Here is a 24,776-nt window from a genome sequence, read left to right as displayed (position 1 = left end):
CTTTTAGAAAGTAAAAAGAGAAAAAATCACACATAGCTTATTTTTTACTATGTAAAGTGAAACGTTTTTTTAAAGTCTAGTATCCTATGTTTCTATGTGTTTAAAATATTTGAATTTAGATTAAATAGCTTCTGAAATTATAAAACCGCCCGTCCAAGCATTTTGAAAATTGAATCCACCCGTTATAGCATCAATATTTAAAACTTCACCAGCTAAATATAAATTAGGCAATAACTTGCTTTCCATTGTTTTAAAATTAATTTCTTTTAAATCAACTCCACCTGCAGTAACAAATTCTTCTTTAAAAGTACTTTTCCCGTTTACCTGAAAAACGCCATTTGTCAATTGTTCGGCTAATTGATTAATTTGTTTTTTTGACAAATCCGCCCATTTGGTTTCTTCGGTAATTCCTGAAGCTAAAACCAAACTTTCCCATAAACGATTTGGGAATTCAAAAGGCGATTTTTTAACAATTGTCTTTTTAGTATGTTCTTCTTTTAATTTTTTCAGAACATCAATTACTTCCTCGAAATCCAAATCATTTAACCAATTGACCAAAAGTGCAAATTGATAATTTTTATCGGCTAATTCTCTTGCTCCCCATGCAGAAAGCCTTAAAATTCCAGGTCCGCTCATTCCCCAATGCGTTATTAACAAAGGTCCACTAGCGCTTAACTTTGAACCTTTCACTTTTACCGAAGCAAAAGCCGACAACCCCATCAAGTCCTTAATTCTAGGATCTTTGATATTGAATGTAAACAATGACGGAACAGGTGGAATTATAGAGTGACCTAGTTCTGAAAGCATTTCCCAAACTTTAGGATTACTTCCTGCTGAAATAATTAATTTTTTACAAGCAAACGTTTCTTTATTGGTTTCTACTTTCCAAAATTCTTCCGTTTGAAACAACGATTGCACACTTTGACCAGTTAAAACTTGAATTCCTAATTTATGAACATTGTCCGTAAAACAATCGATAATAGTTTGTGAAGAATTAGATTCGGGAAACATTCTTCCGTCTTCTTCAATTTTTAAAGGAACACCATGATTTTCGAACCATTCAATCGTATCTCCAGAACAAAATTGATGAAAAGGTCCGCGTAATTCTTTTTCGCCACGTGGATAAAACTTCACTAAATCATTTGGTATAAAACAAGCGTGCGTAACATTACATCTTCCGCCACCAGAAATTCGAACTTTCGACAAAACTTCTTTTCCGCGTTCTAAAATGGCAACTTTTAAATGTTTGTTTTTTTCGGCAATATTAATCGCTGTAAAAAATCCGGCTGCACCACCACCAACAATAATTATATCAAAATCTGTGTTCATAATCTATCTGGGAAATCGGAAATAATTCCATTTATTTTATATTCTTTCAATCGTTCAATATCGGTAACATCATTAACAGTCCAAGTATTGATTTTAAATCCTTTTTCGGTTGCAACTTTACAATTGTCTTCGGTTAATAATGAAAAATGCGGATGAACGTATTTTGCCGAAAATTCTGTTGCCCATTCCATCGCTTGTTCTACACTTGCTTGTGTTAAAACCGCTAATGGAATTTTGGAATTCAATTGACTTACTTTATAAAGTTCGTCTCTTTGGAAACTAGAAACAATAAAATCATCCATTTTCCAATTGTATTCTTGTATGTGCTTTTCAATTAATTGTACTGCTGGTTTTGCCGTATCGTGTCCTTTTAACTCGATATTAACCTTACATTTTCTGTTTACCAAATTTAAAACTTCTTCTAATGTTGAAATTTCGAATACACCATCAACCTTTAGCTTTTTCAACTCTACTAAAGAGAAATTATGGATTTCACCACTTCCGTTGGTCATTCTATCTAAAGTAAAATCATGAAAGACCACTAATTCACCTGAAGCACAAACATGCACATCAAGTTCAATTCCATCCACATTTAAATCTAATGCTTTTTGAAATGAAGCTAATGTATTTTCACTTACGTAGCCTTTTGCTCCGCGATGCCCAAAAGATTGAATCATTTTAATTGAATTATCTTTACAAAGATATAATAGATTCTTTTGTATTCCGTTTAAATACAGAGAACACTTAAAAAAAGATAGATGAAAAAGATAGTTTTTGGAGCAATAGCAAGTTTATTTATAATGTGTAGCCCAATTAAAACAGAAGTTAGAGATGATTTCAGAAGCAGCACTGAAGCGCAAAAAAAGGCATTCTTAAGAGAAATAAATGGAACATCAGATTCTAAAAGTGTATTGGTTTTAACCAAAGGATACAAAGGTGAAAAGATAATAGCTACACAAGAAGGCAAAACGATTTACTCCAAATACCCTATTACAAATCTAAAAACGCATTTAGCTGATTATTTTAGCTTTGAAAACAGTAAAATATTAATAATTACAGATAATTTCTCTAAACAAGAAGTTGTAATTGAACCTAAAAAAGCTACAAAACATAAGTTTATTTATTTAAGAAAAGACTATGCAAAAGATGTTGTCTCTTATAAAATAACATTAAGCAACACATTGAGAGCAATGTGAAAACAGATTTAAATATTACACTAACTCTATTTAAAAAAATAGAGAAATAAAAAAACCTCTAACTAAAATAGTTAGAGGTTTTCTGTGCGGGTAAAAGGGGTACTTTACAACTATTCAAAAACATTAATAAAAGTTAAAAAACCTATAAAGCCTTTATTTATATAAGCTTAAACCTAAGTTAAAACTTATATTAATTCATGTTAATTTCTATTAATTAGCACATTTAGGGGAACATTAGGGGAATGAATGTTATTTTTTTATTACTTTAGTGCCAAATAATTGACATGGCAACTACGCACCTAAGAGTAAAAACCAACAACGATTGGAATACTGTATATTTCAGATTAAAACAATCAAAAGTTTTTGATATTGAATGCTCAACTAATATAAAAGTGCCTAATAAAAGATGGAGTCCTTCAAAGTCTGAAGTATTACCTACAAAAAACTTTAACCATAACAAGGTAAATCAAGACTTGATAGATCTTGAAAGCTTTATAATGGGTGAGTATAACGAAGACCTAAAAGCAAACGTTACATTTAATTCTAAATGGTTAAAAGAAAAAATAAGCAAATTTCAAAATCGAGAAACAAAAAATGAGAATATAGATAAACTTATTTTTTTTACTAATTATATAAATTCATTTATAGAGGAATCTAAAACAACCAAAACCAGAAAGAACACACTAATAAAACCTAGAACAATTCAACATTACAATACTACATTAAATAAAATAAAAGCTTTTGAAGATTTTCAAGGTGTAAAACTTAGAATTGTCGATATAGATTTAAAATTTCATGATTTATTTATTCAGTTTTTAGGAAAAGAACAAAAATTAAATCCAAACACAATTGGCGGGTACATTGATGACATTAAATTAATGATAAACAATGCTGACAAAAAAGGCATTGAAATCAATAAGGAAATAAAACTAAGGGGATTCTATACTCCAACAAATAAAACAAAAGACATCTACTTAAATGAAGATGAGATTAACAAAATTTTTAATCATAAATTTAATTCAGACTACCTTGACAATGCAAGGGATTGGTTTATAATAGGGCTACGAACTGGGTTAAGAATTTCTGATTTTTTAAAATTAAACAAGAAGAATATAGTTGACGGATTTATTGAAAAAAACACGTTAAAAACTGACTTCCCAGTAATAATTCCAATACATGAGCAAGTTCAATTTGTTCTTTATAAAAGAAAAGGGAAATTTCCAAGAGAAATAAGCGACCAAAAATTTAATGATTATATTAAAAAAGTTTGCGAAGAAGTTGGGATTAATGAAGAAGTTGAGGGCGCGAAAATGGATGAAGTAGTTATTAGAAAAAACGGTGAAAAGGAAACTATTTTTAGAAAGAAAACAGGAATCTATAAAAAACATGAACTAGTTACTTCCCATATTTGCAGACGTTCATTTGCAACAAATTTATATGGTAAAATAGACACTTTAACCATTATGAAAATAACAGGACATCAAACAGAAAGCCAATTTTTATCTTACATTAAAGTAACACCTAAAGAATATGCTGAAAAACTGAAAGCTTACTGGAATAACATGCCTAAAATCTAAATTAAGATTATCAATACTAACAACCAATTGCAATTAATTGCAATTAAAAACAAAAACTCAATGGGATTGAAGCTTGTTGCAACTGAAAATTAAAATTCGTAGCAACTAAAAAAATTTACTTTTACTAATTTCTCAAAGCTTTAACGCTTCAAAGTAAAATGTCCTTTAACAATTCTACCGTCTTCAAGTTGAATAGTATACCAATAATCCGAAGAAGGCAATTGGTGACCGTTAAACGTACCATCCCAACCTTCTCCAAGAGGACTAATCTGTTTTAACAACTTACCGTATCTATCAAAAATATAAATAATAGTACCTGCGTTTAATCTAGCGTTAACTCCTTTTATATTCCATGTATCGTTATACCCATCTCCATTTGGAGTGAAATAATTTGGAATCCCTAAAACACTTACTTCTCTTGTTGCAATACCACAACCATTTAAATCTTTAACAAAAACAGTATAAACACCAGCTTCAATATCATTAAAAGTATTGTCAGATTGATAATCCATATTATCCAAACTAAATTCATAATCTCCTTGGCCTGAAACAAAAACAATAATAGAATTATCATTTGATAAATCAGTAACTTGTACGTTGTTGACAGTTGCAATATCAGAAGCGGTAACAGTAATTGTTCGGGTTCTAACACAACCATTTAAATTGATAACTTCAACCGTATAAATTCCTTCTATATTCACTGTTAAATCATAACTTGTTTCAGAAGCAATTTGAGTTCCATTTAAAAACCAAGTGTAACTAAAATCGTTCATGGTAATTTCGTCTAATAAACCTGCATTAATTACTTTAGTAAAACTTGGGTCGTTACTACAAACCAATTCTTCTCCGTACAATTCTATTTCAGGTAAAGGATTTACTATAAAAGGAATTGTCATTGTTGCAATACAATTGGTATTAATAGGATTTATTACTTCAACCAATACATTTTGTGTAGCAGTTGTAAATGGATTAGGAAGTGGACTTGACAAACTATTTCCATTTTCATCATAGTAATTCACAATCATTCCTGTTTGACTTCCTAAAATTGTAGTTTGAAAACTACTTGTATCAAAAGCATACAGTCCGTCTTGGTTAACAGGATTTGCTTCATCATCACAAACGGTTGTTAAACTTGGTGCAACAGCAAAAGCTTCTGGTAAATCATCTACCGTAAAAGTAATGGTTGATTCATAAAAACAAGCAGTTGCAGTATTATTTGTCACTCTCACTTTTACAACTTGCGATATTGTATTAAACGGATTTGGTAAAGGACTTGGCAATGCAATGTTATTTGCATCCCAATATTGAACCGTTACATTGGTCAATCCATTTAATACATCATTTTCTATTGTTGTTGTGTCAAAACCAAATATTCCATCTTGATCTTCATCACATTGTGTATAGCTTTGAGATTGAATTAAAGGCAAAGCTTCAACATTTAAAGTAATATGATGTCCTAAACCTAAGCATTCATTATTTAGCTGACTATCTACACGAACATAAATATCTTGAGAATTTGGATAACCAGTATTGGTATAATTTGAAATATCTGTAATTGCATTTTGCTCTGCTAGTGCATCTACTTGATTTTTATAATAGGTTATATCCAAAACTTGTCCAACTGGATACAATGCTTGTATTTCTCCCGTAACACTGCTAAAATCAAAAGTTGCAATTCCATCTGTGTTTGAACCTGATAGCGCATCATCACAAACGGTAAAGTTTCTTTGAAAACTTGCAGGAATTAATGTTGTAGAAACAATTAAATTTAAAGTAACTACTCTAAAACAACCATTTGCATTTTCAACTCTCACAAAAATTTGGTCGGTACTTACCGTTTGATTAGTGTAAGTTGTAAAATCAGTTATCGGATTAGAATTACTTTGCGCTTGAGCAGAAGTTTCAAAATAACTAAAAATAAAACCTGTAGTTGTACTAGAAATTAGCTCATTTGCTTCTGTTAAATTAAAAGCACTAAAACCATCATTGTCATCATCACATTGTTTTAAGCTTATTGGAGAATTTACAACAGGCAAATCAAAAACCCTAACTTCAAACGAAGTTGTAGCAAAGCAACTCGGGTTTTGTGTATTGAACACTTTCACATAAATAGTCTCCGTTGCATTTATATTTACGTAATTATTAGGGGTTACAATTAAATTAGTCAAAGTACTATCTCTGTAATACTCAACAGTAAAAGTAGAAGCTGATTGACCGTTTAATACATCGTTCTCTCTTACTCTTAAATCAAATACAACTCTACCATCTGTATCTGTTCCAAAACTCGTATTATCACAAAATTCAATAGGTAAAACAGTTATACTAGGAACTGGACTTTCAAAAACTTGAATATCAAAACTAGTTGTTGCGTTGCAACTGTTATTCTCTATATTATAAACTTCTGCAATTATGGTTTGGGCTTGATAAGGCAACGATGTGTTTTCATAACTGGTTGGATTTGTGATTTTAGTTTTATTAGCAAAATCCATAGCATTAGCATAATAATTTACACCAAATTGTGTAGTAGATTGTCCATTTAAAATAGCAGCATCATTTTGAGTTAAATCAAAATTAAAAAAACCATTATTATCAGTGTCGCACTCCAAAATAGTATTTGGTTGTGTGGCGGTTGGTACTTCTGAAATAACAATATCTCTTGTGGTTACTCCTGTACCATAACTACTCGTTGCTGTTACCGCAACTGAGTATGTTCCTGATAAAGAATAAACATGACTAGGAGTTAAATTTGTAGATGTATTTCCGTCACCAAAATCCCAAGTAGCACTTATAACTGATGAATTACTCAATTCAAACTGAACAGATTCTCCAACACATGCATTCTGAAATTGTATTGCTGGTGCAAAATAAGATTGATTAAAAACGGGTAAGCCTAAAGCTGGTTTATTTCCTAATAAATCTACTTGATTTGGAACAAAATTACAACCTGCGCCAAGTATATTAGGGTTATTAATACATCCTAAAAAAGGGTTACTCCCCATTGCAATATAAATTTTACCGTCTGGACCTAACTGCAAAGCTCTTGGATAATAATTACTTGTAGATGTACCTTGGAACAAGGTGCTTAATGAAGCTGAAATATTCGCTGATGTTAAATCAAACTGATATAAATACTCTGGATTATTAGAACTAACATACAAGATATTATTATTTGGAGAAAACTCAACACCATAAATATAACCTGAAGAATATGACATTAATGTCTGAGCATTTGTTATTTGTCCTGTATTATTATTAAAGTCATACAGTTCTAAAATATTTTGCGCATAAGGATGTAATCTAGAATAACATACGGCTAATTTCTGGCCGTTTGGAGATATTTTCATAGCTCCCGGTGTTCCATTAGGTGTTGAAACAACAACCAAAGGACTAAAACCAATATTACTTAAGGTTGGAGCATTGCTTAGTCCAGAAGAAGACAATAGATGACTATAAAAAGTATTACTCCCAAATGCATGTGTTAAAATCCAATAATCCACATTATTTGCATGTTTTACCACAGAAATTTTCTCGCATGATGGCGTATAAACCAAAATATTTTTTGTGGAAGTTACAGCACCTAAACCCCCATCTAAATTCAAATCAATAATAGAATATCTGAACCCATTTGGGCTGGCTTCAGCATCAAGTGTGAAAACATAAAACAAATGGTTTGAGCCTGGTAATGGAATAATTGTACCCGATTGGGTTGAAGACTCATGCCCCATTAAACCAGTACCATTAACCATTATTTGATGGTTTTTATTATACACAGTATCCCCATCTGTATAAAACAACAATTGACCTGTAGCATCCGATAGAGTAGCACACCCCTCATTAGTTTGCATGGCACTATTGGTTAAAGCTACTGGAGTTCCACTATTAAAAGTAATGGCTGCGTTTTGACCAAAATACCAGTTATTAGCTTCGCCTTGTGCAAAGGAAGCCACTACTGATATCATTATAAATAGAACTGATAGTTTGGTTTTCATAATACAATCTTACAACTAATTAATTTGGCCATTCTACTGTAACAATAAACTCTAAATTTATTTCAGGATAGCTATAAGTTATTGTATTTGGTTTTGTGGTAGTATAAGCACTAAAATTAAAATCTCTATAATCAGGTGGACCAACCATTAAATCTTGCCCTAATGGTGGATTGTCTTCATCTACCAAACCCATTCTGATGGTTTTCTCAGGCTGAATGTATAAATTTTCAGTTGCAAAACTCCATGTTAAATCTCCTTGATTTTGTTTAACGGATGAAGTGTACCATTTTCTAAAACTATAACCATCTTCAAATGGAGAATTTAAAGTTGATTTATTAAAACCAAAGTAAACATCTGCTAAATGATTGGGATTTGTCGTTGGATATTCTGGATCCCAAGTAGTGTTTATACCACTAAAAGATACAACTTGCATACCTGTAACTTTTACAGCATTTCCTCTATTAACGGTTACAGTTAATGACTTTACACTGCTGTAAACATTACCTTCTTTTGTTGCTTTAAAATAAATGGTAGTAACCCCAACTTTATCTAAATTGAATTTTAAGGTTTTAGAAGTACCAAAACCAGTAAATAAACCTGCCTCCGTAACAAAATTATCATACGAATATAAAATACCCGTCATGTTTCCATCGTTTGTGATGGTTACAGTAAATTCTTGGTCAACAGTTACTGCCGTACTACTCGCTACTGCATTTATGGTAAATGTAGTAGGTGTTGGATTATTGTTTTCTTGTGAGTCGTCTGAACTACAAGAGAACATTAAAAATCCTGTTAATAAAACAAATAGTTTTTTCATATTAAAATAAAATTTCGATAATAGGGTTTTCAAAATAAAAAGTAATAATCTTACCATCTATTTTTTCAGCTGTCATTATTAGGGTTTTATCCTTAAAATCAATCTCAAATATTTCAACAAGAATCCCAATATTATTTTCAATCTTTTCTAAAATCTCATCAGAATCTTTTTTATAAACTGATGTTTTGACTTTTTCCCAATTACTTATTATGAAATTACATTCTTTATCTACCAAACATTTTAAATTAATATCATAGTAGTTACAAAATTTCATTTTGATAGCCCCATTAAAAATATCATAGCAGAATTCCTTAACTGGATTATCATGAAACGAAATACTTTTATCTTTATAATTGATTGAAACATTCATTTTTCTTCTTTATTTTATTTTATACCAAATGGGATGTGAGCACCAGGGCTATTAAAATTGACAGGTCTTAAATTAATATCAAATGAGTTAAACTTATTACCAAAATTTATATGCATATGCTCAAAAGGCACATCTATATGTGGTGAATCTAACCTTATTTTAAGTCCTTCTATCTTTGTATGTTCCCAAACAGCTCCTCCTCCTTTATCCCCATTATAAACATTTTTAAAACCGACACTTTCAATATCATCAATAATTGTTGCTTTATCTAAATTTTCCATGTTCTTTAGATATGATTTAATCTGTGTTCTTGAACTACCTAATGAAGTTGGTTCAGCCTGTGCTTTAAAAGAAATTTCTGGTGTTTTGTCATAATATCTATCTAATGCATTGCTAAATGATTCATCTAATCCACTTGCTAAATTAGATGGTTCTGGAGAAGGAACTTTACCTGTAAAAACATTAGCTCCAGAAGCTTTTGCTGTTGCATAACCATGTGCTGCACCTCCTATAAATCCTAGACCAAAGCCCATTACAGCACCTTGAGTACCATCACCCCCCATTGCTATATCAGATAACCCTCCAATTACTGCATTTGTAGACCCACCATATAAAGCACCATTGATAATACCAGGAGGAGCAAAACTTGCAGCCCAGCCACCAACTGCGCCTGAGATTCCACCAAGGATACCTCCAGTAATACCTGCAGTAATAATATCACCAGCACTACCTCCATTAAGTGCTGTACCTACAATTCCACCTGTTGCACCACCAGCAATTCCAGCATAAATAGCTACTAAAAGAGGGGTTGCAGTTCCAGCAGAAGCAATTGTTACTACAGCCGTTACAACAACAACTGCTGCAACAGTTACAACTTGTTTCCAATTATTATTCCACCAACTAGCAAAACTTTCACCACTTGGATCAATCCATTTCAAAGGATTGTTCAACACATAACCATATCGATTAAAATTTTGTGTATTGTATGGGTCTTGTATAAAATTATCGGGTTGTAAAAATCTATGCACTAAAGGATCATATAAACGACCATTCATGTGGATTAAATTAACTCCCTGCAAATGCTCGTGTCCTGTATATCCTCTATCTAATACAACTAAACCTGTAAGAACGTTTCCTGTCCCATCTTGTACTTTTACTATTAATCCCCAAGCATCAAATAATCGTTTTTCAACTAATTGTCCTGATTCGTTAGTGATTGCTACAATACTACCCAAATAATCACGATGCAAATATAAGTAATTTTGTATTGTACCGTCGCTTTTTAGTACTACAGGTGCAGTATAGCCATCACCTCCTATATAAGTAATAAACTCTACTTCATTAGTTTGTGTATTATGTTTAATTTCCATTGAACCCAATGCCGTATAGTGTTTACGATATTTTCGCTGTAACTTATCTACCTCTAAACTACCATAATACATTGTAGAACGGCTTTGAAACACATTATAATCAAAACTTATTCTATCAAAACCTGCTTCATAAATTTCAACAGGACTTTTGAAGGCATTGTACGAAACATCTAAATTGCTTCGATTTTGATAATAGTTAAATGTTTCTGGAGTAGGGTCTATTGAAGAATTTTGATAAACAGGCCCTGAATAATTATAATGCCCTTGATTATTGTCTGAAATTCTACCTCTGTTGTCATAGATTTGTTGCACTTGATTTCCAGTTGCATCCGTATAATGTGTTAATCTATCTAATGTATCATATTGGAAGGTTTCATTCCAAGCAAACATACTATTGTATCGAGAAGTTAAATTACCTCTTTGTGGTTCAAAAGTGGTGTTTAACGTCATGATGTTAACAGGTGCTGTACCTGCTAAATCGTGCTTAGACTGAGTAATAAATCCAAAATTGTCATATGTTTTAGAAATTGCAATTCCATTACCTAAAGTTGCACTTGTTAATTGTCCACGCGTATTAATAGTATTGGTTTCCCATAACACTTGACTTGTTGCATCATCTAAAATTTGCCAATGAAAACCATTTTTATAGGTGTTTTTTGTCCATTTTGATGAACTTTTACCAGTTGCCACATGAAGAATATACTGGTATTCTTTTTCAACTCTACCAAACGAATCGAACACAGAAGCCATTTGATAATGTGCATACGGGCTAAATTCTGTTGTTCTCCACAATCTTTTATAAGTATCATATTCATAAGAATAGGATGTACTGGTATTAGTTGTGATACCTGTTAACAGTTTTGTAGTACCATCATAATTGTAATAAGAAATTAGATGAGTATTATCACCAAGCACCTCTTTTTGAGTAACTTTCCCAACCGAGTTTAAGGTATAAGTCGTTTCTCCTTTTGGTGTTTTCTCCCAAGTTAACTCTCCAAAATCGTTATAAACATATTCATAAACCCCAGCAGATGGATCTGTTAATTTCGTTTTTCTACCCCAACCATCTTGATCTATACTTATAATTACTCCACCATAGTTAGATTGTTTCATATTACCGTTTGGATAATGTTGGTAATTTATTGTACCTCCATCATCTGTCATTGAAACTGTTACATCTGCTGCATTCTTAGTTGTTGAAACTGTTTTAAAGCCATCATTCATTGTAGATGTTAAACCAGAATAACTAATATTGGTCGTTTTACCAGTATAGGATATTGTTTGAATTAACCTTCCATATTCGTCAAATGAACTTCTATTGAATTGCGTTGGTGATCCAGTTAAACTTACATAAGGTTCGCTTATACTTTTTTTCCTATCATAAATATCATAATCTGTTTTAATAAACGACCACGAATTATCTATATTTTTACTCCCAGTAATACTTTCTCTACCCAAATCATCAAAAATTGATATATTTTGACCGCCTTCATCATTTGTAGTTGTCAATTTTACATCTGTAGTATTAGTCATTTGAAATAAATAGGTTTTTTTATTACCTAAATAATCAATCACTTTTCTTTTACGCAACCAAACATCATACGTATAAGTAGTTGTTAATCCATATGGATTGGTTTCAGTTAGCAATTGACCAGTACTATTATTATAAGTATAGTTTGTTGCTAATCCCTCTATATCAACACTCTTGGTTAAAAATCTGCCTGTAGTGTCGTACTCATAATTGGTAATTCTAGGAGTTAATCCAACCGCTGAAATTGTTTTTTGAATAACGTTACCAAAACCATCATATTGATTATTTTCAGTCAAATAGTCTGTACCATTGCCTTTTTTCTTTACTTGAGATAGCAATTGATTACCATTATAAGAATAAATTTCCTCAGAAGTCATAGTGCTTCCACCATAATTTACTTCAATATTTTTTTGAATAACTCTACCTACAATATACGGTGATGCTGTAGGTGACTCAAAAATATAATCAGCCTTTTCTGTCTTTTCTATACTTGTTCCTAATTTATAATTTGTTATATTCTGTGTTGGGTTATTGAAATTATCAAAAGTAGTTATAACTTCTTTTGAAGTCCCATCTAAACCATTAAAAATTGTTGAAGATGTATTTTTAATTTTATAAACTTTATTTACTAATAATTCATCTTCATAATTCATAATTGACCTTGTAATAAAACTAGAAGGTGTATTAAAAAAATTATATGATGTATTTAAAAAAGAGTAAGATTCTATTACTGCAGCTCGTCTCGATAAATCATGTTTAGAAACACTTGATATTTTTTGATAACTATTATTATACCAATTTGTTTTCAATATTGCTCTAAATCCTAAAAAACCAAGCCCTTCTAAATTAGAGACTGCACCATAATAACCAAATGCTTGCTTTTTATATTGACTTTTACTTCTATGCTCAATTAATGTAACAACATCAAATATTGGTGATAATTTTATGTCATGATTAGGATAACTTTCTGTATAAGTAGTTGGAGTAAAAACTGGTACATTCTCTGCATTTAAATCGCCATCACCAACTAATGCCTGATAGGTAATTGTTTCTTTAACGCCATTACCTAATGTTATTTCTTTTAATAATTTTTCTTTTGAAAAATTCTTCTTTCCAAACGCATAATAAATCTTATCATCTACCATGAAGGCTAATTCAGACTTTAAATTTCTAATACTTGAATTTAAATACATTGGTAACGCAACTAAACCACTTTTTGGAAAAGTTATTTTTCTATCACAACTTACATTAAAATTTGTCCCCAAATTATTGTGAATAGAAACCCAAATTTGATCAAATCTACCACCATAAATATTTTCTAAATCAAAAGCATATGAAAGATGAATCAAATCTGTCTTACCATCTAAATCAAAATCATTGGCTAAAATTTGTTGATTTGTACCATTATAATAAAAATTAAAATTCTTATTAGATTTAACAAAGCTTAACCCATTTGAATCATATTGTATATAAGTGCTACTATGCTTAATAGGAATTAATAAATCAATTTTACCATCTCCATTATAATCACCTAACAAAAGTTCTCTACTAATATTAATTTGACTATCTGAATAATTACTAATAAGTTCTAACTGATTATTTAAATTAATACCATATACTTTGATTGTGCCATCATTAAAAACAAGTAAATTAGATTTCCCATCTCCATTAAAATCTCCTACTTGAAAAACACTATCATTATTTGAAAGTATATTCCCTGCCAAATTAACAAAATCTGTTTTTCTTCTGTCTAGATCTACAAAAAAAGTTCTACCTCCAGGATGAGTTCCATTAACTGTATTTCCAGAAGCATTATTATAACTATATGATTTAGATTTCTCGATAACTAACAAATCTGTTAATCCATCACCATTAAAATCACCTTCAATATAATTCTTAGGGATTTCTTCATTAATAACCACATTTGAGATTACTATTTTGGGAAACTGATATTCTTTTGTATTTTGAAAATAAATCGGAGATGTGATTCCAGCCGAATAGTTATTAAATGAAGTAGTACCAAAATAACCATTATATTTGATTACTGACCAACCTTGTTGTGGCATTAATTTATTATTATCGTTTAACCACGTTATTGGAAATATTTTTTTAAAACTACCAACATTATGCTCAGCACCAATATTATAAGTATTTGAATTTGATAAATCTGTAAATAACCAATATTTATTATTTTCATCAACTCCAGTTTTTGGATATAATATTAAATCTAAACTTCCATCACCATCAAAATCTCCTGTTATAGTTCCAGTTCCAGTACTGTTTATGTTTGAAATGCTTAAATTAGATGTTATACCAGACTGATAAATCTCGTTTATAGTATCTGTATAACTAAAAGTAGTTGGATTTAAACTTTTAGAATTGTCACCAGTTTTTTCTGTAATACTTGTCAATCGCTCATAACCCAATGAAGTTATATTATGTGTTAAATAATAATTTCTATAACCAACACCATTTCCAATAACTTTAATTTGACTTAATATGTTACTATTAGTAAAACTTAAACCTCCAACATAATATTGTTCAGCTCTTTGTCTTGTTTTATATAAAAACTGAATTACATTAATTGCTGGAGTAGATCCTTTTGTACCATATTTAATTTTTGAAATTGATAATATATTATTTGTCAAGTAGTATTCATAAGATATTCTTACACCTATTGGATTTTCCCAATAAGTTATAGCCCATTCAGTCTTTGAACTAGAGTTAATATTTTGTCCGTAATAAGCTTTTGAACCATCAGGGTATTGCACTAAAAAATAACTTGGCCCATACGCAGGCCCAAATGAAGAAACTCCATGTGTAGTAATTTTAATATTTGAATAATTCTCTGTTTGATACTCTGCTCCATCAGCACCATAAGTCCCTGATTTAAGCATTAAACGTTGTCCATCAATAGCAAATCGATCTAATACGTCAAAATCAACACCGTCAATTATATTATCATGAAATTTTGTTGTCCCAATTCTAGTTATAGTAGAAACTCCTGATACATTCCAACCATAACCAGCTAAACCATTAGTCCCCTGACTATTATAAATTAAATTCACTTGAGGTATTGTTCCAGAAATCCCTGGAGGAACCGCAATCGGTATACTATATGTTGCACCTCCGGTTAAAGATACATTTAATTCTCCTTTAGTAATACCTGTTGAAGTTACGATCAAAGAAGGATCAATTCCTCCTCCTCCTCCATGTGGATCTTCTTCAACTGGATCTATTTCTATTGGATCATCATCTATTGGATCTATCTCTATTGGGTCACCTATCGGATCATCAGGACGTCTATTTAAAATAGTATTATAATTCGGTATACTTACTTTATTAGTAGATATTTTCTCCCTCTTAATTATTGTCACTCCTTCCACAGGTATGCCTCCTACAATATTATCTTGTGCATAAAAAGTAGAGCAAACAATTAATGTTATTAAAGTAATTAACTTTTTCATATTTAATTTTTTATAATTGTAATTGATTTTTGCTCATTATTTGTATAAAACAAAAGAATTGAGTATGTTCCAACTGGATATTCTTGAAAAGGTATCACACTAGAATTTTCATTTTCTAGACTTTTAATTGATTTAACTAACTGCCCATTAATAGAATAAATTTCTATTTTAGATACTTTGTTTTCATTGATTAATTCCCATTTTAGGTATAACTCTTCCTTTACTGGGTTTGGATAATAAGATATTACATCATTAGAAGAAAATTTCAATAAATCTTCTTCTTTTAAATCTGTTACCGCTTTAATTTCTTCTTCAGACGTTTTAGATTCGAGACAACCTAAACATAGTTTTCTTACTATTTGATTTCCTGCTGTATCGTAATCAAATTTGATACGGTCTTGTGATTGGGCTCCTATAGACATCAAAAAGACAAATAGGAAAATTAAAACTGGTTTCATAAAAAAGTGTTAAAATATTTTAAAATCGCGCAAAAGTAGTTTTTAAGCTACAAATAAAAAAGGAAAAAAAGTTATTTAATTTATGTTACAGATTATCTATACCAATGGTTAAATTTTGAATTTTTCATAAAACACTAGAAGTCAAAAAGTAAGAACTATAGTATTGAAAAAATCAAATTCTAAACAAGATAGCAAATGGGTAAATTCAGCATAATTTTCAAAAACTATTTGCAAAGTGTTGCAATTAGTTTCAAAAGTATGAACGCAAAAAATTTATTGCATAAATCAAAGGAAACAGAACAAAAGCCATACTATATAAAGCTTGCAGGTCATTGCAACATGTTGCAGGATTTTGCAACTAATATTTAGAAACTACTTTTTTTGTTTCTATGATGTTAAAACTTATGTTTTTTTTATACAAAAAATTTCTTCCAATTCAATAAGCAGGAATAATGTCTTTTTTTGTTGAATTGTTGAAAAAATGGTTTTATACGCTAAAAATCAATGCATTAGCTCGTAAACATTTAATCAACAAGTTTGCAACTTATATAATTTAATAAACAACAACAACTAACTAGTATTTGTGTTGTTGAGTATTTGTTGAAAACAAGTTGCAACACTAAAGCCTTGTAAACGAATGAATTAAATTAAAAATTCAACACTTCAACATTAATTAACAAATAGCTCTCTATCAAAACTATAATATCTACCTTTCTCAGATGTGAAGCCATTTGTAGTTTTAACATTGGAGTTGTAAATTTCAGATCTAAACCATTTGTAACTTGAATTACTATCGGATTTTAAATTGTATTTGTTTTTTAAAATATTTGATACATAACCAGTTGTAACAGGTAAACCTCTATTTTTTAACATTACAACTAAATTTGTAGCCGTATAACACAGTTTAGGTTCGTCAAAAACAACAAACTCCTCTTTGAGCATTTCTTCCAATTCTTTTTCAACAGAGGTTTTATTTCCTTTAATTAACACATTAAGGGCTTCTGTATGTATTTGTTCTTTCGTGAACCACATTCTAGTTGCTTTTTTAGTTGCAACAGCTCTTTGGTTTAAAAAATATGCAAAGGCAGGAACTTCATCTGAAAGCAATTCAAATAAATTTGGGTTTAATGAATCTCCCAAAGTAGGTATTTTACGAACCCAATAACGAATTTCATTTGAATCAATTTTTATAAAATTTTCTTCATTATTAGAACATAAAATAAATTTGCCAAAAAACTCAACCTCTTCTTTATCCTTCCCTTTTGCTTCAGCTTTATAATATTTTGCAGTTGAAAGATTTTTTATTCTTTCACTATCATCTTTTTTGTCTAATAAAACTTCATCTATTCCAACAATTAGTTTTCCTGCCCAATCACTATTAAATCTACTCCTAAAGTCCTCATTAGTATTCAATGTCATATTGCCTTCAAAAATTACTTTCAAAAGATTTAAAAAAGTAGTTTTACCAGTATTCCTTTCTTCACTTACTAAACATAAAATAGGCAATACTTGTGTTGGTCTTTTCCAAAGCAAAGTCAAATAATCGATCCCAATTTCATACTGTTCTCCGAATATATGTTGCAATAAAATTTTAATATTATTCCATTCTCCAACCGAATCTAATTTATAGGAAATGGGCTCATATTTATTATAAAATCCATTAATAACTTTTTGGAAATTTTCATGAGCTGGAATAAAACAAAAACCATCATACTTTTTAATACTTTTTAAAGCATCTTTTCCAAAATCATCTATAATTGTTTGCTTATTCCATCTTTGTATGACTTTTAAATCTTCTCTGGTCATTGGAATTTTTGTTTCTCTAAAGTAGTCCACACCTACTCTTATATATTTTTCTAAATCTTTCATTTATTATAAATTTAAATAAGCTATTGCCGTTGGATTAAACACTCTTTTAGTATTTACAATTTTTACAATTGCAATACTTAAATTTTTATCTTCTTTAAAAACTTGATTTACTCTTGTTGCAATGTTAATTGGTAATTGCAAAGTATTAGCATTCACCAATTTTTCAACAACATCAACTCTTTCAAGGAATTTATCGCAAATAAGATAAGTTTGCATATCCCTATTGCAATCTAATTTCAGTGTACTAATTCCTAGTTTCAAACTTTCTAGATGATAATTCACATCATTTAAATACTTTTCTACTTTTTGATTTTCTATTGACACCATAACTAAGACATACTTTGAGAGTTTATAAAATCCATTATAACACTTCTTTTATACAAAACTTTGCCTCCAATTTTGATCGATGGCAGTGAAGTTTGCTTTGTGAGTTCCCATAATTTAACTAAAGAAATGTTTAAGATTTTAACAGTTTCGGCACGAGTAACTAAATCGTTAGGATTTTCCTCTTTCTTTTGGTTGTAAATTCCCAAATCCTTGATTTGAGCAACAACACCTCTGATGATTTCATTTTTAAAATCTTCAGGGTTTTCTAAATGTATATGTAAAATATTTTTCATAACACAAAAATCAAGAGAATAGAAAATTGGTCACTTCGACATGTCGAATGTTGTCAAATGTTGTCAAAACTTGTAGAAACTTTATTCCAAAACACTTGAAACCGTTAATTAATATTAAGTAGTTAATTAACATTAATAAAAAAGTAGTTTAAAAAAATAAGTGTTCTTTAGGGGAATATTAGGGGAACGAATCGAAAAGAAAAACCCTAAAGTCTTTAAAATAAAGGCTTTAGGGTTGTTTTTCTGTGCGGGTAAAAGGACTCGAACCTTCACACCTTGCGGCACCAGATCCTAAGTCTGGCGTGTCTACCAATTTCACCATACCCGCTGATATGATTTTGAGATTGCAAATATATATAAATGTTCTTTATTATAAAATATTTATTCGTTTTTAAAAATAAATTTTATATTTTTATCAATCATTAACCCCTTTTTATGAAAAAAACCTACTTTAACTTTAAAACAATTGCTTTAACTTTATTTTTATTATTAAGTTACAGCATAAACTACAGTCAAACTAAAGAAGATGTTGCAAAAATTACATCGGAATATGACTTAAAAAAAGGACAACTTCTTTATGAGAAAGTCAAAAAAAGAGAGCAATTAGACAAGCTAAAAGCAATAGAGTTTGCTAAATCTAACAATTTACCTGTTTTTAAGCAAAATGAAGACGGTACTTTTGAAGAGTTAATGTACCTATTACCTTCTGGAGAACCAGTGTATTACGCACTTGATAATGTGAATGCTGCAACATCAACTCGTGTAAACTTTCTTCGCTCTGGTGGAGGTTTAGGGTTGAATCTAACGGGAACCGGAATGGTTCCGCGTATTTGGGATGGAGGACCTATTAACGCAACACATCAAGAATATAACGGCAGAACTACCTTTGGAGACGGACAAACCGTAACAAATACAAATAGTTTTCATGCTATACATGTTACCGGAACCGTTATTGCAGCAGGAGTACAGCCCAATGCAAGAGGAATGGCATATCAAGCTACTGCAAGAACTTTTGATTGGAATGATGATGAATCTGAAGCAATAACCGAAGCAATGAACGGAATGCTTTTATCTAATCATTCGTATGGAATACCAATTGCAAATGCTCCTGGAAACTGGTTTATGGGAGCATATTCAACCGAAGCCTATAATTGGGATGTAATATCATATTCTTTTCCTTTCTATTTACCTGTAATGTCAGCCGGAAATGATGGAGGAACTAATAACCCTCAACCGACTACAGCAGGTTATGATAAATTAAATGGTAACAAAAACGCAAAAAACATATTAACAGTCGCGAATGGAACTGACGCAACAGTTAATGCTACAACAGGTGCAATTACTGCTTTTGGAACAATAAATGGGTCTTCAAGTCAAGGACCTTCTGATGATAGAAGGATAAAACCTGATATCACAGGAAATGGAACTACCTTATACTCAACGGGAAGTGGAAGTGGCACGGGAGGCGGAAACACTTCTTATTCAACTTTGAGCGGTACATCAATGGCTGCTCCAAATGTTACAGGAACTTTAACGCTTATACAACAACACTATAATAATACTAATGGTAAATTTATGAAAGCTGCAACTTTAAAAGGTTTAGCTTGTCATACAGCAACGGATAGAGGAAGACCAGGCCCAGATGCTCAATACGGTTGGGGTTATTTAGACGCAAAAACTTCCGCTGAAACTATAACTAATAATGGTTTGTCTTCATGGATTTCTGAAGAAACTCTAAATCAAGGGCAAACTTTTACAATGCAAGTAGTAGCTACAGGTGGCGCTACTCCGCTTCTTGGTTCAATAACATGGACTGATGTTCCAGATGCTTCAAAAATAAATAGCGGAACATTAAATGAATCGACTCCTGACTTAACCAATGATTTAGACATTAGAATTACTCAAGGAGCTAGTACATTTTATCCTTGGAGACTGCAAAGCAGCGCAACAGCAAATGCAACAAGGTCTGGCGACAATAATGTTGACAATGTTGAAAGAATTAACATTGATGCCCCAACTGCAGGAGCTGTTTATACCATTACAGTAACTCACAAAGGAACCTTAGCTGATGGACCACAAAAATTTGCTTTAATTGTAACTGGGATAACTTCTAATTTTACTTTTAAATCAATTGCTGACACTAAAACCGTTTGTTCTAGTTCTGGTAGCGTTGTCTATGACTTCTCTTTGACTAAAATTGGAGGTCCAAATGTAAATTTATCAGCACAAAATATACCTGCAGGCGCAAATATTGTAATATCTCCAACTTCAATGAGCGCAAGTGGAAATTTTACAGTAACAGTTAATAATTTATCAGCAGTAAGTGCAGGTACTTATGAAATAGACATTATAGGAAATAACGGGAGTGAAATAGAAACCAGAAAAGCAACTTTGACTGTGTTTCACGACAACTTTACAAGTTATCCTCAATCAACTCTTTTACCTTCAGATGGAAGTTTAACTGTTTCTACTTCTCCAACATTTACTTGGTCTGGAAATGTAAATGCAGAAAACTATAATCTACAAGTTTCAACTGACCCAACATTTTCTACAACAGTAATCAATACAACAACAACGTTAACTACATATCAAGCAACGGGCTTGAATGCTGAAACAGTATACTATTGGAGAGTGATTCCTTCAAACAGATGTGCAACAGGAAACAGTTCGCTAACAAAATCATTCCAAACTGGAGCAATTAATTGTAGCTATAGTTATACTAACGGTACAAATGTAACAATTACCAATACGGCTGATAATTCAGGTATTGGAATGGGTAATGGATGGAGTATTTCTACAATAAATGTTCCCGATTCATTTACAATTGGGGACACTAATATGGATTTATTGCTAAACCATACTTATATACAGGATTTAACTATGTATTTAGAGGCTCCATCTGGTGATTATATTATTTTAGCTCAAGAAGCCTGTGGAGACAACGATAATATTAATGCAAAATTTATCGATTCTGGAGTTGCTCCAGTTTGTACAGCTGCTGTGCCTGCATTAACTGGAAATGTGAAACCATTTGAATCATTAAGTAATTTTCAAAACTTAACTTCTAATGGAAATTGGTTATTGTATGTTAACGACCCGTATGCAGGAGATGATGGAATTATTGATAGTTGGACTTTAAATTTATGCAGCTTAAGCGCTATTGGAAACCTTCCATCTTTAATAAATAATGGCATCACGGTTTTAAACAATTCATCACACAATATTGGAAATACTGAAGTAAACGCTTCAACAGCTTCTCAAACAGCTGCTCAACAAACTTACACTATTGTAACAACACCAACTATTGGTAATATTAGAAGAAATACCACCATATTGAATGTTGGAAGTACGTTTACTCAGGACGAAATTAATACAGGTGTAATAAACTATATTAATACTGAATTAACAGCTACTTCAACTACTTTTAAAGTTGATGTTAAAAATTCAACAAATGGATGGTTAGCAAATCAAGTAGTTAATATTAATATTGTTGAATGCGGAGACATTTCAACTACTTGGAGCGGTGGTTTTTGGTCAAATGGTGCTCCAAATAAAGTTAAAGCGATAACTTTTGCAGACAATTATAGCACAACAACAGATATTGAAGCTTGCTCTGTAACAGTCAATACTGGAGTAAATGTTACTATTAATTCTGGAAATACGTTCATTGTTAACGGAGCTGTTTCAGTTAATGGAACAGGGTCTTTAACAATAGAAAACAATGGTGCATTACGCCAAATTGACGACTCAGCAGTAAATTCTGGGAATATTATTGTTAAAAGAAATGCAACTGCAATGAATCGTTTAGATTATACTGCTTGGTCTTCTCCTGTTTCAGGACAACAATTACAAGCATTCTCTCCTAATACTGTTTCAACTCGTTTTTATGAATATTTATTTACGGGTACAGATACACCTACAGCATATCAATCTGTAACTGCAACTACAAATTTCTTGCCAGGTAAAGGATATATGATTAGAGCAGACAATACTTATACCGGAGCTACGGTGTTTAACGGTCAATTTAATGGAGTTCCATTTAATGGAGTTCAAAATCAAAATATTGGTCAAGGTTTTAACTTACTTGGAAATCCTTATGCATCTCCAATAAATGCAAACTCATTTTTAGCTGCAAACCCAAGTATTGGAACATTATATTTTTGGACAAATACTACAGCGGCTAGTGGAGGAGTTTATTCTCAAAATAACTTTGCAGCCTATACTTCTGGCACAGGAGGTGTTGCAGCTTTTGCAAGCGGTAAAGTACCAAATGGAACAATTCAAACAGGTCAAGGTTTTTACTTGAGAAAAACAACAGCGGGTTCAACAAACGCCATTTTTAACAATGCTCAAAGAGTAGATGCTTCTGTAAGTACTCAATTTTACAGAAATGCAGAAACAACTATTGTGGAGCCAGAAAAACATAGAGTATGGTTAAACCTAAACGACAATTCCAATGCATACAATCAAATTTTAGTAGGATATGTTGAAGGAGCAACTAATGCCGCAGAAAATAATTTCGATGGGCCATCTTTAGAAAGCAATTCTTCATCAATATACAGTATTATTAATAATGAGAAATATGTAATTCAAGGTAAGTCTTTGCCTTTTACAGATGAAGATATTGTTCCTTTAGGTCTTAATATTGTAACTACAGGATTGTATAAAATATCTTTAGAAACAATTGATGGTTTATTTACAACTCAGGATGTTTACATAAAAGATAAATACACAAACATAATACACGATATTAAACAATCGGAATATCAGTTTTCAACTCAAGAAGGAACTTTTGACGATAGATTTGAATTGGTTTATAAGTCTGGTGTTCTATCAAGTAATGATGTTGTAAATAGCGATGATGTTTTAGTTTATACTCAAAATAATCAAATTGAAATAAGTTCATCAAAAGAAAATATATTGTCTGTAAGTATATTTGACGTATTAGGTAGAACGATATTTATAAATGAGAATATAGGAGAGAAAGAATTATCTATCACTTCAATAAATGCTAATAATCAAGCCTTGTTTATAAAAGTAAAACTTATAACTGGCGAGGTAATTACTAAAAAAGTAATTTTATAAACTAATTAATTAAAATAAAAAAACTCTTAAGAAACTTAAGAGTTTTTTTATGTAGTAACATTTCTGAAATAGTAAAAAAGATTTAAATAAAAAAGCCTCACAATAAATTGAGAGGCTTTTTTTATATACATAAGTCAATATTACGCCTCAAACGGAGTAATAGAAACAAAAGATTTATTATCTTTTTTCTTTTGGAATTGAACAATTCCATCAACTTTTGCATGCAAAGTATGATCCTTACCCATGTAAACATTTTCACCTGGATTATGCTTAGAACCTCTTTGTCTTACAATGATATTACCAGCAATAGCTGCTTGACCACCATAAATCTTTACGCCTAAACGTTTCGATTCTGATTCTCTACCATTCTTCGAACTACCGACACCTTTTTTGTGAGCCATGATGTTTAAGTTTTTAAGTTAATAATTAATTAAACAGCTTTACCACCGTTTAACTCGTCTTGTAATTTTTGTAAATCATCCCATTTTCCTTCAGCAGCTAAAGTTGCTTGTTGAGCCCAAGTTGTTGGGTCTAAATGAGATAATTTTGAAGTTGATGCATCAAAAATTTCTTTGATTGAATCAACACTAGTTGAAGCTAATTTAGCAAAAGTATCTACTCCTGCAGCAACTAAAGCCTCAGCAGCTTTTGGTCCAATTCCTTCAATCTTTTTTAAATCATCACCTTTTTTAGACGCTTTTGCCTTTGGCGCAGCCTCTACTTTAGGAGCAGCTTCTTTCTTAGGTGCAGCTTTTTTTGTTGCTCCTGAAGATTGAATTCCTTCAATTACAATTTGAGTTAAAGATTGTCTGTGACCATTTTTAACTTTGTAACCTTTTCTTCTTTTCTTTTTGAAAACAATTACTTTGTCTCCTTTAAGGTGTTTTAAGATTTTTGCTTCAACTGAAGCTCCATCTATAGCTGGGGCGCCTATAGTTACAGTGCCATTGTCGTCTAACATAAGAACTTTGTCGAAAGAAACTTTGTCTCCTTCTTGTTCAGCTAAACGGTGCACATAAACCTTAAGGTCTTTGCTTACTTTAAATTGTTGCCCTGCTATCTCTACGATTGCATACATAACAAATGTGTATTTAGTTA

The 24,776-nt window shown here is 31.2% G+C and carries 15 protein-coding genes and 1 tRNA gene; 3 read left to right on the top strand and 13 right to left on the bottom strand.

The genetic code is table 11. The features are described 5' to 3' along the window. Positions 1-120: 120 nt before the first annotated feature. Positions 121-1,329 carry an NAD(P)/FAD-dependent oxidoreductase gene (locus ACQ65T_RS04155; protein ID WP_430399839.1) on the bottom strand — a complete coding sequence of 403 codons (1,209 nt, stop codon included), beginning with the start codon at positions 1,327-1,329 and terminating at the stop codon, positions 121-123. Continuing rightward, positions 1,326-2,006 (bottom strand): glycerophosphodiester phosphodiesterase, encoded by a 681-nt coding sequence (locus ACQ65T_RS04150; RefSeq protein ID WP_430399838.1) that lies wholly within the window; start codon positions 2,004-2,006, stop codon positions 1,326-1,328. The genes ACQ65T_RS04155 and ACQ65T_RS04150 overlap by 4 nt, the downstream gene beginning before the upstream one ends. A gap of 81 nt (positions 2,007-2,087) precedes the next feature. Between ACQ65T_RS04150 and ACQ65T_RS04145 the strand changes: the two genes are divergently transcribed. Both ACQ65T_RS04145 and ACQ65T_RS04140 read left to right on the top strand, forming a co-directional pair. Then, positions 2,088-2,525 (top strand): hypothetical protein, encoded by a 438-nt coding sequence (locus tag ACQ65T_RS04145; protein WP_430399837.1) that lies wholly within the window; start codon positions 2,088-2,090, stop codon positions 2,523-2,525. Positions 2,526-2,809: 284 nt separating this feature from the next. Beyond that, on the top strand, positions 2,810-4,102 hold the full coding sequence (locus tag ACQ65T_RS04140; protein ID WP_430399836.1) for a phage integrase SAM-like domain-containing protein: 1,293 nt from the start codon (positions 2,810-2,812) through the stop codon (positions 4,100-4,102). A gap of 140 nt (positions 4,103-4,242) precedes the next feature. Here the strand turns inward: ACQ65T_RS04140 and ACQ65T_RS04135 are convergent, their stop codons facing one another. From ACQ65T_RS04135 to ACQ65T_RS04095, 9 genes are all read right to left on the bottom strand, one after another. Further along, positions 4,243-8,091 (bottom strand): T9SS type B sorting domain-containing protein, encoded by a 3,849-nt coding sequence (locus tag ACQ65T_RS04135; protein ID WP_430399835.1) that lies wholly within the window; start codon positions 8,089-8,091, stop codon positions 4,243-4,245. Between the two features lie 19 nt (positions 8,092-8,110). Next, complete coding sequence (locus ACQ65T_RS04130) at positions 8,111-8,908, bottom strand: hypothetical protein (RefSeq protein WP_430399834.1); 798 nt, start codon at positions 8,906-8,908, stop codon at positions 8,111-8,113. A gap of 1 nt (position 8,909) precedes the next feature. Continuing rightward, a complete protein-coding gene (locus ACQ65T_RS04125) occupies positions 8,910-9,278 on the bottom strand; it encodes a hypothetical protein (RefSeq protein WP_430399833.1) in 369 nt (122 codons plus the stop codon). A 14-nt stretch (positions 9,279-9,292) separates the two neighbouring features. Then, the gene (locus ACQ65T_RS04120) at positions 9,293-15,646 is read right to left on the bottom strand and encodes an RHS repeat-associated core domain-containing protein (RefSeq protein WP_430399832.1); all 6,354 of its coding nucleotides are present in this window, start codon (positions 15,644-15,646) and stop codon (positions 9,293-9,295) included. Positions 15,647-15,648: 2 nt separating this feature from the next. Next, on the bottom strand, positions 15,649-16,068 hold the full coding sequence (locus tag ACQ65T_RS04115) for a T9SS type A sorting domain-containing protein (protein WP_430399831.1): 420 nt from the start codon (positions 16,066-16,068) through the stop codon (positions 15,649-15,651). Between the two features lie 705 nt (positions 16,069-16,773). Beyond that, complete coding sequence (locus ACQ65T_RS04110) at positions 16,774-17,973, bottom strand: primase-helicase family protein (RefSeq protein WP_430399830.1); 1,200 nt, start codon at positions 17,971-17,973, stop codon at positions 16,774-16,776. A 3-nt stretch (positions 17,974-17,976) separates the two neighbouring features. Further along, complete coding sequence (locus tag ACQ65T_RS04105) at positions 17,977-18,300, bottom strand: hypothetical protein (RefSeq protein ID WP_430399829.1); 324 nt, start codon at positions 18,298-18,300, stop codon at positions 17,977-17,979. A gap of 2 nt (positions 18,301-18,302) precedes the next feature. Further along, complete coding sequence (locus tag ACQ65T_RS04100) at positions 18,303-18,593, bottom strand: helix-turn-helix domain-containing protein (protein WP_430399828.1); 291 nt, start codon at positions 18,591-18,593, stop codon at positions 18,303-18,305. A gap of 246 nt (positions 18,594-18,839) precedes the next feature. Then, positions 18,840-18,921 (bottom strand) — tRNA-Leu (locus ACQ65T_RS04095). Positions 18,922-19,028: 107 nt separating this feature from the next. Here ACQ65T_RS04095 and ACQ65T_RS04090 point away from each other — a divergent pair. Next, positions 19,029-23,678, top strand: coding sequence for a S8 family serine peptidase (locus ACQ65T_RS04090; RefSeq protein WP_430399827.1), 4,650 nt, complete (start codon positions 19,029-19,031; stop codon positions 23,676-23,678). A 140-nt stretch (positions 23,679-23,818) separates the two neighbouring features. Here the strand turns inward: ACQ65T_RS04090 and rpmA are convergent, their stop codons facing one another. Further along, positions 23,819-24,079 carry a 50S ribosomal protein L27 gene (gene rpmA / locus ACQ65T_RS04085; RefSeq protein ID WP_264560139.1) on the bottom strand — a complete coding sequence of 87 codons (261 nt, stop codon included), beginning with the start codon at positions 24,077-24,079 and terminating at the stop codon, positions 23,819-23,821. A 29-nt stretch (positions 24,080-24,108) separates the two neighbouring features. Further along, the gene (rplU, locus tag ACQ65T_RS04080) at positions 24,109-24,756 is read right to left on the bottom strand and encodes a 50S ribosomal protein L21 (RefSeq protein ID WP_430399826.1); all 648 of its coding nucleotides are present in this window, start codon (positions 24,754-24,756) and stop codon (positions 24,109-24,111) included. Positions 24,757-24,776: the final 20 nt, after the last annotated feature.

It is taken from the genome of Flavobacterium sp. (assembly GCF_965284515.1).
Taxonomy (GTDB): Bacteria; Bacteroidota; Bacteroidia; order Flavobacteriales; family Flavobacteriaceae; genus Flavobacterium.
This window is presented reverse-complemented; position numbering and strand designations above follow the sequence as displayed.

Excerpts from the sequence above, each read along its gene's own strand:
- ACQ65T_RS04155 (WP_430399839.1), bottom strand. The coding sequence starts at position 1,329 with ATGAACACAGATTTTGATATAATTATTGTTGGTGGTGGTGCAGCCGGA.
- ACQ65T_RS04150 (WP_430399838.1), bottom strand. The coding sequence starts at position 2,006 with ATGATTCAATCTTTTGGGCATCGCGGAGCAAAAGGCTACGTAAGTGAA.
- ACQ65T_RS04145 (WP_430399837.1), top strand. The coding sequence starts at position 2,088 with ATGAAAAAGATAGTTTTTGGAGCAATAGCAAGTTTATTTATAATGTGT.
- ACQ65T_RS04140 (WP_430399836.1), top strand. The coding sequence starts at position 2,810 with ATGGCAACTACGCACCTAAGAGTAAAAACCAACAACGATTGGAATACT.
- ACQ65T_RS04135 (WP_430399835.1), bottom strand. The coding sequence starts at position 8,091 with ATGAAAACCAAACTATCAGTTCTATTTATAATGATATCAGTAGTGGCT.
- ACQ65T_RS04130 (WP_430399834.1), bottom strand. The coding sequence starts at position 8,908 with ATGAAAAAACTATTTGTTTTATTAACAGGATTTTTAATGTTCTCTTGT.
- ACQ65T_RS04125 (WP_430399833.1), bottom strand. The coding sequence starts at position 9,278 with ATGAATGTTTCAATCAATTATAAAGATAAAAGTATTTCGTTTCATGAT.
- ACQ65T_RS04120 (WP_430399832.1), bottom strand. The coding sequence starts at position 15,646 with ATGAAAAAGTTAATTACTTTAATAACATTAATTGTTTGCTCTACTTTT.
- ACQ65T_RS04115 (WP_430399831.1), bottom strand. The coding sequence starts at position 16,068 with ATGTCTATAGGAGCCCAATCACAAGACCGTATCAAATTTGATTACGAT.
- ACQ65T_RS04110 (WP_430399830.1), bottom strand. The coding sequence starts at position 17,973 with ATGAAAGATTTAGAAAAATATATAAGAGTAGGTGTGGACTACTTTAGA.
- ACQ65T_RS04105 (WP_430399829.1), bottom strand. The coding sequence starts at position 18,300 with ATGGTGTCAATAGAAAATCAAAAAGTAGAAAAGTATTTAAATGATGTG.
- ACQ65T_RS04100 (WP_430399828.1), bottom strand. The coding sequence starts at position 18,593 with ATGAAAAATATTTTACATATACATTTAGAAAACCCTGAAGATTTTAAA.
- ACQ65T_RS04090 (WP_430399827.1), top strand. The coding sequence starts at position 19,029 with ATGAAAAAAACCTACTTTAACTTTAAAACAATTGCTTTAACTTTATTT.
- rpmA (WP_264560139.1), bottom strand. The coding sequence starts at position 24,079 with ATGGCTCACAAAAAAGGTGTCGGTAGTTCGAAGAATGGTAGAGAATCA.
- rplU (WP_430399826.1), bottom strand. The coding sequence starts at position 24,756 with ATGTATGCAATCGTAGAGATAGCAGGGCAACAATTTAAAGTAAGCAAA.